This window comes from Tundrisphaera lichenicola, assembly GCF_051175385.1.
Taxonomy (GTDB): Bacteria; Planctomycetota; Planctomycetia; order Isosphaerales; family Isosphaeraceae; genus Tundrisphaera; species Tundrisphaera lichenicola.
This window is the reverse complement of the sequence record NZ_CP195106.1, coordinates 734,171-748,359: the sequence shown is the minus strand read 5'-3', so window position 1 is coordinate 748,359 and position 14,189 is coordinate 734,171. Positions and strand designations below refer to the sequence as shown.

Genomic DNA, 14,189 nt, shown 5'->3' with positions numbered 1-14,189 from the left:
TCAAAGCGTTCCGACCCTCGATCGGGAGTCAGGCAGGGGTCGTGAGCCCGACGTCGGGATCCTCGACCAGCGAACCGCCCGAGGCCCTCCGCTCGGCCGATTCGGAACCGACCCCGATCAGTGCGGCCGAAGTCCGACCCGGATCCCCCTTGTGCGGCCCTCGGGTAGCCTTGGGCAGCTTGATCTTGTGGGCCAGGCCGAACCAGGACATCAGCCGGATCGTCCCGTAAGTGGGATCGATTTCCCACCAGCGGTTGCCGTGCCGGGCCGAGGTCTGGAAGGCGTGGTGGTTGTTGTGCCAACCCTCGCCGAAGGCCAGCACGGCCACCCACCAGAGGTTGGTCGACTGGTCGCGCGTCTCGTGGCTCCGGTAGCCCCACTTGTGGGTCGCCGAATTGACCAGCCAGGTCGAATGGAGGACCGCCACCGATCGGGCGAAGAATCCCCAGACCAGCCAGGGCATCCCGCCGATGGCGTAGAGGATGATGGCCGTCGCTAGCGGGAAGAGCAGGTGCGTCCGCTCCAGCCAGCGATGGACCGGGTCGGCGACCAGGTCGGGGGCCCATCGCGCGTAATACGCCGGGTTGTGGTAGAAGACGCTGTCGGGCGTCATCCACCAGAACATGTGAGCCCAGGCCAGCCCCCGGATCGGGCTGTGGACGTCATGCTCGTCGTCGGCGTGGGCGTGGTGGAGGCGATGGTCGGCCACCCACCCGATCGGCCCGCCTTCGGAGGCACAACAGCCGAGGGCGGTCAGGAAGTATTCGAGCCACCGGGGGCGGAGCGCGAAACTCCGGTGGACCAGGAGCCTGTGATAGGTCAGGCAGATCCCGATCCCGGCGGTGAGCCAGTAGCCCACCAGGAAGGCCACAAACGCCGGCCACGTGAAGTAGGCGGGCAAGAACGCCAGCAAGGCCCCGGCGTGGAGGGCACCGATCCAGGCCAGGGAGGGCCAGGCGATGTAAGATGCGGGCGGCGTCGTCGTCGTGCTCATAGGGCCTCGTGTCCCGGAGAACCGGGTGCCGGGCCTCCTCTCTCTTTCAGGGGTGGAAAATCGCCATTAATTGTCTCGAGGCTTGACCCGACCTGCAATCGCTCGTGCATGAATCCTGCGTCGGGAGCCACCGAGGTTCGAAGAAGATCGTGCCGACTCACGCTTTAGGAGAAGAATCCCCCCGGCGAATTCGGTAGACTTCGTCATGATTCATCCTATGTTATAGTTAATTTCGTCAAATCGGCCACAGGAAATCGCCGATCTTGCCGAAGCTTTCATTGCTCTTGCTTGATCAGGCCAGGCCTTGAATGTTATATTAATGAGATCGAATTTGAAGAGGTTGGACCTGGGTCGTCACCTGAGGATCACCCCCGTCCTGCTGAGCCTCCTCCCAAAGTCAGTGTCCCATCGCCATTCGAATCCGACGAACACTCTCGGAACATTCGGCCGACACAATTCGTCTCGATCTTTCGATCGAGATCCTTGACGAAGATTGTCTCGGATCACACCCAAGCCTAATATAACCGAATAACAATCGCCGAATGGGATACGGGGTTGGCTTTAAAGCTCTCCCCGCTTCGGTTCCCCCCCTTTCCTGTCGGCTGGATCTGTAGAAGTTATCGGGCGTAGGCCACGGGCCGTGGTGGGTCGCTTTCCGTGGAGTCCGGATCTTCATGACAGCGTTCGAACAGATCTTCCGGAACCTTTTCAGCACCGATGGTTTCGTACCTCGTCGGCTCTGCGGCCTCTGGCCCGACTGGCTCGTCTGGGAGCACGTCGCGGGAAATGCGTCGATCTGGCTGGCCTACATGGCCATCCCCCTGCTGATCTGGCGACTGGGCCAACGGCGACCCGATCTTGCTCCGTTCCGGGAATCGCTCCTGGCCTTCGGACTCTTCATCGGTTTCTGCGGATTGGGCCATTTCCTGGACATGGTCTCCTTCTTCCGGCCGATGTACCGCTTCTCGGGACATATCTTGATCGCCACCGGGGCTGCCTCGTGGTGGACGGCGTGGGCGATCCGTCGAGCCTGGCCGACCATCATCGCGATGAAGAGCCCGGCGGAGTTGGAACGGGTTATTGCCGAACGGACCGAGAAGTTGACCCGGGTCATCGAGGATTTGAAGCGGGCCCGGGAGGACCGGGCCAGGCTGGCGACCATCGTCGAATCTTCCGATGACGCGATCATCAGCAAGGATATCGAAGGTCTCATCACATCCTGGAACGCCGGCGCCCAACGGCTCCTCGGTTACACCCCCGAAGAAGTGATCGGTCGCCCGGTCTCGTTCCTGCTCCCGCCGGATCGGCAGGATGAGGAATCGATGATCCAGTCCCGGCTCCGCGAAGGCGGGCGGGTGAAGCATTTCGAGACGATCCGACGGACCAAGTCGGGCGACCTGATCGACGTCTCGCTGACGATCTCGCCGATCTCGGATGACAGCGGGCGGTTGATCGGGTTCTCCAAGATCGCCCGAGACATCACCGAGGCCAAGCGGGCCGAGCATAGGCTCCGGGAGAGCGAAAGCCGGTTCCGGCAGTTGGCCGATGCAATGCCCCAGATCGTCTGGACGGCCGACTCGAACGGGCAGGCCGATTACTGGAACGAACGATGGTACGACTACTCGGGACAACCTCGCGATTTCGGCAGCGATGATTACTGGACCACCTTCCTCCATCCCGACGACCGCGATCGCTGCCTCGAAACCTGGTATCGGGCGGTCCGATCGGGCGAGCCGTACCAGATCGAGTATCGGTTCCGGGAGCGAAACTCCGGCGACTATCGATGGCAGCTCGGCCGGGCCTTGCCCGTCAAGGACGAGGCGGGTCGGGTCGTCCGCTGGATCGGCACCCTGACCGACATCGAGGACCAGAAGCGGGTCGAGCACGCCTTGAGGACCAGCGAGGAGCGTCAACGACTCGCCCTCTCGGCCGCCCGGATCGCCCACTGGGAGTGGGACATCGTCGAGGATTCCATCCCCTATCAAGACTCGATCGCCCTACTCTACGGCCGGCTTGACGATCGGCCGTTCGAGGATTTTTCGGAATATCTCACCATCGTCCATCCCGACGATCGAGAGCTGGTCCGGGAGGCCGCCGAGCGAGCCATGGCGCCGGGAGTGCCCTACGAGGTCGAATATCGGGTCATCTGGCCCGACGGCTCGACCCACTGGCTCTCCGGGCGGGGTGCCACCTACTTCGACGGGCAAGGCCGTCCGGTCCGGATGCTCGGCGTGAACCTCGACATCACCGAGCTTAAAGATTCCGAGGTACAGATTCGCCTGCTCAACGAAAGCCTCGAGCATCGAGTCCAGGAGCGGACCGCCGACCTGGCCCTCGCCAACCAGGCGATCCGCGAGAGTGAGGCCAGCCTGAGGGAAGCCCAGAGGCTGGCGGAGGTGGGGAGCTGGGAGTGGGACGCGATCGAAGACCGCACGACATGGTCGGACGAACTGTTCCGGATCGCGGGCCTCGACCCGGCCCGGGACGCGCCCCGGCTCATCGATCATGACCAGCTCTACACCCCCGAGAGTCTCCGACTGCTCCGCTCGATGGTGGACAGGGCGCTGGAGACCGGCGAGCCCTACCAGCTGGAACTGGAGATGACCCGACCCGACGGCGTCCACCGATGGATCATCGCCCAGGGCGAGGTGGTCCGCGATGAGGGCGGGCGGGTCGTTCGAATCCGGGGCACGGCCCAGGACGTGACCGAACGCAGGGAACAACGCGAGGAACTCCGCCGGGCTCGCGACGAGGCGATGGCCGCGACTTTGGCCAAGGGGAACTTCCTGGCCAACATGAGCCACGAGATCCGGACTCCCATGAACGGCGTCATCGGGCTGGCCGACCTCCTCCTCGACACCGACCTGAACCCGATCCAGCGCAGCTACGCCGCCTCGATCCACGCCAGCGGCGAGGCCTTGCTGGCGATCATCAACGACATCCTCGACCTCTCGAAAATCGAGGCCGGAAAGATGACCCTGGACCTCGTCCCTTGCGACCTCCGATCGATCTTCGAGGAGATCGCCAGCCTGCTCCGGCCCAGGGCCCTCCAGAAGGGGCTCGCCCTCATTGCTGCGGTCGATCCCGCGATCCCCGCCCGGGTCATGGGCGACCCGACCCGGATCCGCCAGGTCCTGACGAACCTCGGGGGCAACGCCCTCAAGTTCACCGACTCCGGCCGGGTCGAGATGAGGGCGGAACTCCTGGAGATCCGCCCCAAAGACGCGAGGATTCGGATCTCGGTCCGGGATACCGGGATCGGCATCTCGCTCGAGGATCAAGTCGGGATCTTCGATAGCTTCACCCAGGTCCAGGGAGACCCCTCCCGGAAGCTCGGGGGGACCGGCCTGGGTCTCTCCATCGTCCGGCAACTCGCCGAGCTGATGGGCGGACAGGTCGGCGTGGAGAGCCTGCCGAATCGCGGTAGTACCTTCTGGGTCGAAATCCGCTTGGACGTCGGAGCCCCAGCCGAACTCCTCCCGCACGGGCCGGCGAACATCCTGAAAGTCGATCGGCTCGAAGTCCCGATCCGCATCCTCCTGGCCGAGGACCAGGAGATCAATCGACTCGTCGCTTCTCGGATGATCGAACGGCTCGGGGGGTCCGTCGACGTGGTCTGCAACGGACGCGAAGCCATCGAGGCCATGGAAGGGTCGTCCTACGACCTGATCATCCTGGATATCCAGATGCCGGTCATGGGCGGGCTCGACGCGGCGACCGAGATCCGGCGCAGAGAAACCACCGGAGGGCGGCGAGTCCCGATCATCGCACTGACCGCCAACGCCATGCAGGAGGACCGCCGGCGCTGCCTGGAGTCCGGCATGGACGACTATCTCACCAAGCCCATCCGGCCCCAGGCCCTCCAGGAGACGATCCGACGCTGGGGCCCTTCCCACTGAACAATCCCGGTCGCGGTCCCGAGTCTCTCGCCCGGCGATCCGGGCTAACGAGCCGATGAGCGGATCAAAAGGGATCGGTCGATTCCTCGGGTTCCCTTGACCTGGATCGGCGAAACCGGGTCGAATAGCCTCCTTCAACCCCGGCCCAGTCCTGGGCATTGCCCCATCAGTCGAGAAGGATGTCGGATGTCGAGCCCGGATAAGGGCCGCCTGAGCGGCTTGTTGAACCTGGAAAAACCGTCGGGAGTCACTTCGAGGGACGTGGTCGACCTCATCTCCCGACCGCTCCGGAAGGTGAAAGTCGGCCACGCGGGGACGCTCGACCCGCTGGCCTCGGGGGTCCTGGTGGTCTGCGTCGGAGCGGCGACCCGTCTGATCGAGTACGTCCAGCGGATGCCCAAGGCGTACCGGACCGTCGTCCGCCTGGGAGCCCGGAGCGACACGCTCGACGCCGACGGTCAAATTGAAATCGAGGCGAACCCCCGGATCCCGAGCCTGGACGAAGTGCTCGCGGCCCTGGCGTCGCAGATCGGCCTGATCGAGCAGATCCCGCCGCAGTTCTCGGCCTTGAAGGTCGAGGGACGCCGGGCCTACGACCTCGCCCGATCCGGCCAGGCGGTCGAACTGGCCGCCCGGCCCGTCCGGGTTGACCGGGTCGACCTGATCTCGTACGAGTGGCCCCGGCTGGAATTCACCGTCGACTGCGGGAGCGGGACCTATATCCGGTCGATCGCCCGGGACGTGGGCGAGATCCTCGGATGTGGCGGCCTGATCGAGGTCCTGATCCGGACCCGGATCGGCCCGTTCCTCCAATCCGAGGCGATTGACCCGACCGGCCTGCCCATCGAAACGATCCTGAACGGGCTCCGTCCGAGCCTCGACGCCCTGGGAGAACTCACCCGGGTCGCGATCACGAACGAGCAAGTCGAGGCCGTCCTGATGGGCAAGGGCCTGAGTGCCGAGAGGATCCCCGGCACGTTTGAAACGAGGTCCGAGGTTGCCCTCGTCGGGCCGGATGGGGCACTGGTCGCCGTGGCCGAGGTGACCCCGCACGGCTCGATCCAACCTCGGAGAGTCCTGGCGACCGCGAGCCCGTCTTGAACGACTTGTCGGGAAATTCGGAGCGATCGGCCCCGGAGCAGGCGGCCGATCGTCATCTCGCCTGCTTCGCCTTCGTGATGACGAAATCGACCAGGGGCTGGCACCGGAAGAATCCCTCCCAGAAGTTGTGCCCCTGCCCTTTCGCGACGATCAACGTGACGGAATCCGACTTCCCGGCCTCTTGATATCTCTTCACCAGCGCGGCCGAGTTGTCCGGGAGGGGGACCACCTTGTCGTCATCACCGTGGATGATGAACACGGGGATTTCGCCCCGGGCCAGCACCCCGACCCGGTTGATCGGGTTCAGATCGTCCAGCTTCTCCTTCAGCGCGGCCTCCGACAGTCCGTAAGCGGGTGCGGCCTTGTCCAGGCCGGGATAGGTCCGGAGGTCGAAGACCGGATAGATCCCGGCGATCCCGGCGACCTTCTCGGGGTTTTCGGCGGCCCAGCTCGTCACCCAGAGACCGCCTCGGCTCCGACCGAGCAGGACCGGACGTCGGGCGAACCCGCGCTTTTCGGTCAGCTCGCGATACAGGGCCGTAAGTCCTTCCCGGCCCTTCGGGCTGCCGTACGCCTCCCCCACGTCGACCCCGGCGACGGCAATACCCGCTTCCAGGAATCGCTCGTGCATCCATTTCTCGTGGCTATCGGGATAGCCCGCGAGGGTCGGTGCATACATCACCCAGGGCTGGGGGCTGGTTCGTTTCCCCTCGGGAGGCAGGAATAGGAAGCCGGGATGCCCATCGACGGTCAGTCGCTCGCCGGGCAAGATCAGGACGGCAGGGCTCCCCCGATCGTCGGCGCGGCTTTCCTCCACGAGGGTCCGATCCGCCCCGACGAGGCCCCCCAACAGCAGGAAAAAGATGGCGCTTGAACGGTGCATGGAGGAGTCTCTCCTGGCTTCCGCTTGTCTGGTCAAGGGGGTGTGACCTCGGATTGATGGGACCCGAGTCGCTACAGTTCAGTTATCGATTTTCGATCGGACGGGAAGTAACTGTCAACCGCCGTTCATATGGTGCATCCGGCAAATCGAGCTATACCAGCCGCACGACCCAAACTATTGCGGGACCATCATCTCCTCCGCGAGGCCAGTGACAGCGGACAAGCCGGATGCACCACATAGTCCAAGCGTGTCAGTTCGTTCGCGATCTGAAGTCCTCCCACTCCGGATCAATCGCCCCAGCTCACTGGCCTTAAGTCTTCGCGTCGAACGCTCAGGTGGTTGCCGCTGGGTAGTGTCACGATCACCTCACGGCGCTCCGATCTGTAGCTCTCATCGTCTTGGTCATCGGCCGCGACGATCACCCGCGTCCCCATGGCCACTCCAGCCCCCGAGGGTTCGGTGAGATGCGGGGCCGAGATGACGACCTCGCGACCGGCGACCAGGCGATGGATGTCCGGTCTCCCTTCGTAACCGATCGCGAGGGCTAAGGCCAGGAGTGTGGCCACGGCCGCCACCGCGACCATCAGCTTCCAGACTGTGAACCGCACGTGGGGCAGTCTCATGCCGGGGTCTCACCAGGGAGACGAACTGTCCGCGCCGACGATGGTTCAGGCGTTCCGGGGCTTCCTGGGCCAGTCGTGCTCCTGAGCCCATCGCTCCGCATCTTGGGGCGAGTCGAAGACTGGGTAGGCGTTCTCCAGCAGGTACTTCGCCGTTGCGTGGGCCCTGACAGGGTCTTCATCCAAGTGGCACATCATCCCGTTGTAGACGTTCCAAAACATCACGAAGTAATCATTTTCTCCGTCTCTGATCAATAACGGGAAGTTTTCCTCGTCCGCACCCATCAAGTGTCCATGTCCACACCGTCATATTGCCTGGCATATTTCACGATCTTCTTCCGGGGCACATCGCGGAAGGCGTAGCTGACAAATTTCTCCTCCATCCCGCCCCCACGTTCCGGCACCCGATTGCTAATTCTGTTCTTTATTTCCACCGTGTTAGTTTAGCTTCGACGTAAGTCGTTTAACGAGGAGCGAAATCCTGACGAATTCGAGAGGATATTAAGCCGTTACACTTTCGACGGTCGTCGGATCGCCTCATTTTATCCGTGCCGGAGTTCGTCCTCAATGACTGGACGTCCCTGGTCGAGGCCACATGGATCCGAGGTCATACCCGGTCAAGCAGGCGGCTCGCGATGGCGGGGAGGTAGCCCGCTCGCAGGCTCTTCTGCGGGGTCCGCCGGCACCTTATTCCGCCCCTCGCCGGGGATGGCCCGAGCCCCTGTGGCCATCACCCGCTGGAGGGCGGCGATCGTTTCCGGCGAGGGTTTGAAGTTGCCGGGACGGTGGCCTTCGGCGATCGCCAATGGGGTCCAGCCGTAGCGGTTCTTCCGGTTCCAGACCTCGACCCGCGCCCCATGATCGGCGAGGAGTTGCACGACCCCGGGCAAACTCTTGTAGGCCGCTCCGTGCATGGCGGTCTCGCCGTTGTCGTCGACGGCGTTCACGTCGCTGCCGAGTTCCATCAGGATCCGGACCGCTTCCAGGGCCTCGGCCTCGGTCCCGGCCTCCTCTCCGGGGGCGAGCGTCCCCAGGCCGGCGGCGGCCATCAGGGGGGTGGCATGGTCGGCATTGGGCAGGAGAGGATCGGCACCGAGCTTCAGGAGGGCACGGATCAGCGGGACGTCGGCGGTCATGGCGGCCAGCAAGAGCGGCGTGGCCCCGGTCCTCCGGAGGATGCCCTGTCCCGAGGCTCCTCGCTTGAGCCGGGCGTTGACGTCGGCCTTGTGCTGGGCGAGCTTCTCGACGAACCCGAGACTGGTCAGATTCCCCGAGCCGATCGGGGCGGGGTCGCCGTCGTCGCCGTCGCCCCGGTTCGGCTTGCGGACCCAGGTCAGGGTGTGCAACGCGGTGAAGCCGGATCGCTGGTCGTTGGGGTCGGCTCCCGCTTCCAGCAAGGCGACGGCCAGCTCGAAGTGCCCGTTCTCGACGGCCAGGATCAAGGGGGTGGTCCCCCTTCGGGGAGCCTTGCCGGACGATGTCCGGGGCTGCATTGCCTCGTTGACGTCGGCCCCGGCCGCGAGCAAGATCCGGACGACCTCGGTCCGGCCTTCGCGGACGGCGAAGAACAGCGGGGTGAACCCGGAAGCGAGCGGGGTCCGGAAGTCGGCACCGGCCCCGAGGAGCGCCTCGACGACTTCCGCATGGCCTTCCGCCGACGCCCACATCAGGGCGGTCTGCCCCCGGCGCTCCCTCGCGTTGATGTCGGCCCCTCGGGCGATCAGGGCCTTCACCGGGCCGATCTTCCCGGTCCGGGCGGCGGTCATTAGGACTGATTCCTCGCCCCGGAGTTTGGTATTCGGGTCGGCCCCCGCTTCGAGCAGCAGCTCGACGATCGCTCCGTTGCCGTTCGTGCAGGCCATCGAGAGGGGCGTCACGCCGTAACGATTCTCGAGCTTGACGTCGGCCCCGGCCTCGATCAGCCGCCTCGCGGCGGTGAGGTCATCGCGATGGACCGCCCAGTGCAGCGCGGTCATCCCGTCGACCTGGGCACGGTTCACCTCGGCGTGCCGGTCGAGGAGCGCATCGACCCCGGTCCAATCCGCCTTCTCGGCGGCATCGGCCATGGGGGAGTCTCCGCCCTTCACCGATGAGGTGACAGCGACCAGGATCAGGACGAAGGCAGCAATATCGGATCGAACCTGTTTCATCGCGATTGCCTCCCGATCGATCTAGGCTCTGGTTCAGATCGAGAGCGGGTCGAACAGTTCATCGACCTTGCCCCGGCTATCGGCGAAGGAGTCGAGTCGGACGCCAACCTTGTCGAGCAGGGTCAAGTGGAGGTTGGCCAGCGGCGTGGGCTTCTCATAGCGGATATGGCGACCGCCCCTCATCTTCCCCGCCGCCCCGCCGGCGACGAGGATCGGCAGGTTGGTATGATCGTGGACGTTGGGGTTGCCCATCCCGCTCCCGTAGAGGTAGAGCGAGTGATCCAGCAGCGAGCCGTTCCCCTCGGGCGTGGCCTCCAGCTTCGCCAGGAACTCGGCGAACAGCGAGACGTGGAACTGGTTGATCTTCGCCATCCTCGCGATCTTGTCGGGGTCGTTCCCGTGGTGGGTCAGCGGGTGGTGCGGGTCGGGCACGCCGATCTCGGGATAGGTCCGGGAGCTGGTCTCTCGGGCTAGCTGGAAGGTGATGACGCGTGTGATATCCCCCTGGAGCGCGAGCACCTGGAGGTCGAACATCAGGCGGGCGTGCTCGGCATAGGAGGTCGGGACTCCTACGGGCCGGTCGAGGTCGGGCAGGGTGTTCTCCTTCGCGTCGACCTCGGCCTTCTGGATCCGGCGTTCGACCTCGCGGACGGTCTCCAAATATTGTCCGACCCTCGCGCGATCGGCCGGGCCGAGTTGCTGGCCCAGGCGGGCGATCTCGTCGTTCACCGAGTCGAGCAGGCTGGCTCGCTTCTTCAGGGAGGCCCTCCGGTCGTCGGCGGTCCCCCCCTCGCCGAACAGGCGTTCGAACACGATCCGAGGGTGGGCCTCGGAGGGGAGCGGCGTCGTGGGCGACGACCACGAGAGGTTATTCTGATAGACGCACGCGTAGCCGTTGTCGCACTGGCCGACGGTCGAGAGCAGGTCCATCGACATTTCGAGCGACGGCAACTGCGTGCCCTGGCCGATCTGCCGGGCGGCGATCTGGTCGACGGTCGTGCCGAGATGGTAGTCGGTGCTCTCGGTCAGCTTCGCCGAGGCCGCGCTCAGGAAGGCGGCATTGGAGGTCGCGTGGGTCCCGGGGTAGGCGTTCCGCAGCTCCAGGTTCGTGATCGCCGTCACGTGCCGACGGACCGGGGCCAGCGAGCTGAGGATCGGCGAAAGCTCGTCGAGGGTCGCTCCCGGAGGGGTCCACCGGGGGAGGTCGGCGCCCATCGGCATGAAGACGAAGCCCAGGCGACGGAGCCGGACCGGGTCGGCCGGCGTGGCGGCCAGGGCGGTCATCGAGGGGATCATCGCGTCCAGGAGCGGGAGCGAGAGCATCGTCCCCAGCCCTCGGAGGAACGTCCGGCGCGGCAGGGCCTTCTTCGTGACAATCATTCCGATGTCCTCATCTGGAAGGGGGTGCTGGTCACGATCCCGAGGATCAAGGACGAGAACCGATAGTCCGACGCTCGGGCATCCCGGACGATCTTCCGGACGGCGGGGGCGTCGAACGATTCGACCCCGCGCCCCAGGGCGAAGGTCAGGAGCTTCTCCGTCAGGGTCCCGACGAACAGCTCGGGGCGTTTCAGGAGCCCCTGCTCCAGGCCGGTCACGCCCTCGAATTCGCTCCCGTCGGGAAGACCTCCGGTCGAGTCGATCGGCCGGCCCTCTTCGAAGTCACGCCAGCGGCCGACCGCATCGAAGTTCTCGAGCGCGAAGCCCGGGGGATCCATCAGCTTGTGGCACCCCGCGCAGGCCTCGTTCCGTCGATGCTCGGCCAGCCGCTCGCGAACCGAGAGCGACGAGGAAACCGTGTTTTCCTTCAAGGCCGGGATGTTGGCGGGAGGGGGAGGAGGGGGCGTCCCCAGGATGTTTTCCAGGATCCACTTGCCCCGGATCACCGGAGAGGTCCGGGTGGCATAGGAGGTCACCATCAGGATGCTCCCCTGCCGGAGCAGCCCGCCCCGGACCCCATCCTCGCCGAGCTCGACCCGCCGGAAATGACTCCCGGAGACGTGCGGTATCCCGTAATGATGGGCCAGTCGCTCGTTCAAGTAAGTATGATCCGACTTCAAGAGATCGAGGACGCTCCGATCCTCGCGGAGGATCTCCTCGAAGTGCAGTTCGGTCTCCTTCCGGAACGCTTGCCGGAGGTTATCGTCGAAGTCGGGGAAGAGGCGGAGGTCGGGGGTGATCGAGTCCAGGTTCCGGAGGTGGAGCCACTGATCCGCGAAGTTGTCCACCAGGCTCCGCGACCGAGGGTCGGCCAGCATCCGGCGGACCTGACGCTCGAAGACGCCGGGCTTGCTCAGATCGCCACGCTCCGCCAGTCCGAGAAGCTCATCGTCCGGGATGCTGCTCCAGAGGAAGAACGAGAGGCGGGACGCCAGCGCGATGTCGGGCACCCGGTAGGCCGAACCCGGCGCAAGGCCGGGCGGATCGGCCTCGATCCGGAACAGGAACCGGGGATTCACCAGGATCGCGCTCAGGGCCATCTCGATCCCGGAGTCGAAGTCGCCTTCCTTCCTCGCCTCGCGGTAGAACTCCATCGGAGTCCGGAGATCCTCAGCCGTGACCGGTCGCCGATAGGCCCTCCGGGTCAGGCCCGAGAGGATTTCCCGGGCGGAGTCTTGCTCCCGGCTCGGGTCATCGGGCTGGCAAATGAAGATCCGTCGGCGGCTGGGAGAATCGCCCGGCCCTTGGGATTGATAGGGGCCGGTGATCGAGACCTGGAACAGCGCCGGGGAGAGCCGAGGATGCCGGTGCATGTTGTAATGCGCCTGGAACGGCTGACGCTTCGTCTCCAGCAAGGAGGAGGGATTCTTGAGGAAGGTCACCCCGAGATCGTGCGGCCCGGCCGTCGCCCGGACCCGGACCTTCAGGTGGGCGTCGGCGGTCTGATGCTCGCTCTCCGATCCGGGCGGCGTCACGGTTAACAGGGCCATTCGCCGGCGATCGAGCAGGATCTCGACCTCGTGAGGCTCCCGGAGACCCTCGACGTGTTCGTTGCGGTCCCTCGCCAGCCGGAGCTGGACCTCGTACTCGCCATCCCTCGGGAACGTGTAGCGGATCAGGGCACCGCCTCGGGTCCCGATCGGGAGGCCCTCGACATGCTCCTCCTGGGTCCGATCGGCCGGGATCCGGATCGTGTCTCCGCCGGGCGAACTCCGGGGAGTTCCCACGGCCAGCCGGCTGATCTCCCGGGCCGCCGTGATGTATCGATCCAGGAGGGTGGGCGAGAGGTCGGCCACCGTCAGGTTGTCGAACCCCCGGCTCGACTCGTCGATCGGCAGGAATGCCGATGCGTCGATCTCGAGCGAGAGCAGGTCGCGGATGGCATTCTGATACTCGGTCCGGTTGAGTCGCCGGAAGGTCTCGGTCCGGCCGGGAGCCGGATGATCGGCGGCCCTTCGATCGAGCAGGCCAGCGAGCCGCGCGACCATCTCCTCGTTCGCCAGGGCCCCGGAGCGAACCGCCCCCTCGGGGGGCATCTGGCGGGCTCCCAGCCGTTTGACGACCTTCTCCCAGACCTCCGGGTGTCGTTCCACGCCCTCGACCCGGATCGATTCGAGGTCCAGTTCGGCCTTCCGATCGTCGGGGTTGTGACACTCGACACAGAAGCGATTCACGAACGAGACAATCGCCCGGTGATCCTCCGATGAAGGCGAGATCCTCGATGGTTCCTGACCGAGGATCGGGATCGCGAAACCGCCCAGGAACAGCAAGAGTGGCAGCCCGCAACGGACCCCCGTGAGGAGTCGATTCATGACGCCAGGCTCCGACGGGGTGGACTCTCGACCGGGCCGGGAGGCCCAGGGCGGGAGTCTACGGATTCAAGGCTCGATGTTCGTTGATTCTACCCTCCGAGCCCTCGGGATTCACGCGGGGATCGAAAAATGATTTGAGTCTCGGCGGCCCGGGATGTGGGCGACCGGCCGAAGTGCCTTCGCCTCGTCGGCAATTCGGGATGGGTTGAGGAGGGTTCACGAGCCCGGCGGCTCGGACATCCGGGCCGCATGGCTCGCGGGAGAGTCTCGGATATCGAGCCCGAGGAGGACAAGGCTCACGCAGGTCGCGATCACGAGGATCCACTCGCCCGGCCTGTTCCACCAGGCGACGATCCCCGCCGCGGAGAACGCCAGGGATGTCGCGAGGATCACCAGCGAGAGCCATCGGTGGAACCGCCCGACATCGGTCTCGTGAAACTCGGCGAGCGTCCGGTAGACGCGACGGCCCTCGTCATGAGGCGTGCAAAACGCCTTGAGTGAGCACTCGTTGCAGGACGAGGCCGGCGCGGTGTAGATGGCGAGCTTGTTCCGATCGTCGAAGGTCTGGAGGGTGAGCAATTCGCCTTGCGGGCACTCGTACCGGTCGAGCACGCCATCGTACTCGAACCCCACGTGGGCCGCCTGCTGGGCTCGCCGAAAATGGACCCTGGCGAGGAATTCCAGGGCCCAGCCACCGACCCACATCAGGACCAGATAGGCCAGGAGCAAGACCAGCCCCGGATCGACCGAGAAGCCCCAGACCGTCAGTCTTGGCAGCATCGAGAAGTCC

At 65.2% G+C, this 14,189-nt stretch carries 10 protein-coding genes; 2 read left to right on the top strand and 8 right to left on the bottom strand.

What is annotated here, in order from left to right; all coding sequences use genetic code 11:
- Positions 1-28: 28 nt before the first annotated feature.
- Positions 29-994, bottom strand: a complete 966-nt coding sequence (locus tag P12x_RS02865) for an acyl-CoA desaturase (RefSeq protein WP_435009321.1) — start codon at positions 992-994, stop codon at positions 29-31.
- A gap of 674 nt (positions 995-1,668) precedes the next feature.
- Between P12x_RS02865 and P12x_RS02860 the strand changes: the two genes are divergently transcribed.
- Positions 1,669-4,893, top strand: a complete 3,225-nt coding sequence (locus P12x_RS02860; protein WP_435009320.1) for a PAS domain-containing protein — start codon at positions 1,669-1,671, stop codon at positions 4,891-4,893.
- Positions 4,894-5,079: 186 nt separating this feature from the next.
- The gene (gene truB, locus P12x_RS02855; protein ID WP_435009319.1) at positions 5,080-5,994 is read left to right on the top strand and encodes a tRNA pseudouridine(55) synthase TruB; all 915 of its coding nucleotides are present in this window, start codon (positions 5,080-5,082) and stop codon (positions 5,992-5,994) included.
- Between the two features lie 52 nt (positions 5,995-6,046).
- On the opposite strand, the gene P12x_RS02850 is transcribed toward truB, so the two are convergent.
- The 7 genes from P12x_RS02850 to P12x_RS02820 all read right to left on the bottom strand — a co-directional run bounded on the left by P12x_RS02850 (position 6,047) and on the right by P12x_RS02820 (position 14,179).
- On the bottom strand, positions 6,047-6,877 hold the full coding sequence (locus P12x_RS02850) for an alpha/beta hydrolase family protein (protein ID WP_435009318.1): 831 nt from the start codon (positions 6,875-6,877) through the stop codon (positions 6,047-6,049).
- A gap of 287 nt (positions 6,878-7,164) precedes the next feature.
- A complete protein-coding gene (locus P12x_RS02845) occupies positions 7,165-7,500 on the bottom strand; it encodes a hypothetical protein (protein WP_435009317.1) in 336 nt (111 codons plus the stop codon).
- Between the two features lie 45 nt (positions 7,501-7,545).
- On the bottom strand, positions 7,546-7,719 hold the full coding sequence (locus P12x_RS02840; protein WP_435009316.1) for a hypothetical protein: 174 nt from the start codon (positions 7,717-7,719) through the stop codon (positions 7,546-7,548).
- A gap of 395 nt (positions 7,720-8,114) precedes the next feature.
- Positions 8,115-9,647 carry an ankyrin repeat domain-containing protein gene (locus P12x_RS02835; RefSeq protein ID WP_435009315.1) on the bottom strand — a complete coding sequence of 511 codons (1,533 nt, stop codon included), beginning with the start codon at positions 9,645-9,647 and terminating at the stop codon, positions 8,115-8,117.
- 33 nt (positions 9,648-9,680) lie between these two features.
- Entirely contained in the window at positions 9,681-11,027 is a 1,347-nt protein-coding gene (locus P12x_RS02830) for a DUF1552 domain-containing protein (RefSeq protein ID WP_435009314.1), read from the bottom strand.
- Positions 11,024-13,399, bottom strand: coding sequence for a DUF1592 domain-containing protein (locus P12x_RS02825; protein ID WP_435009313.1), 2,376 nt, complete (start codon positions 13,397-13,399; stop codon positions 11,024-11,026). The genes P12x_RS02830 and P12x_RS02825 overlap by 4 nt, the downstream gene beginning before the upstream one ends.
- 216 nt (positions 13,400-13,615) lie before the next feature.
- Positions 13,616-14,179, bottom strand: a complete 564-nt coding sequence (locus tag P12x_RS02820; protein ID WP_435009312.1) for a hypothetical protein — start codon at positions 14,177-14,179, stop codon at positions 13,616-13,618.
- Positions 14,180-14,189 lie beyond the last annotated feature (10 nt).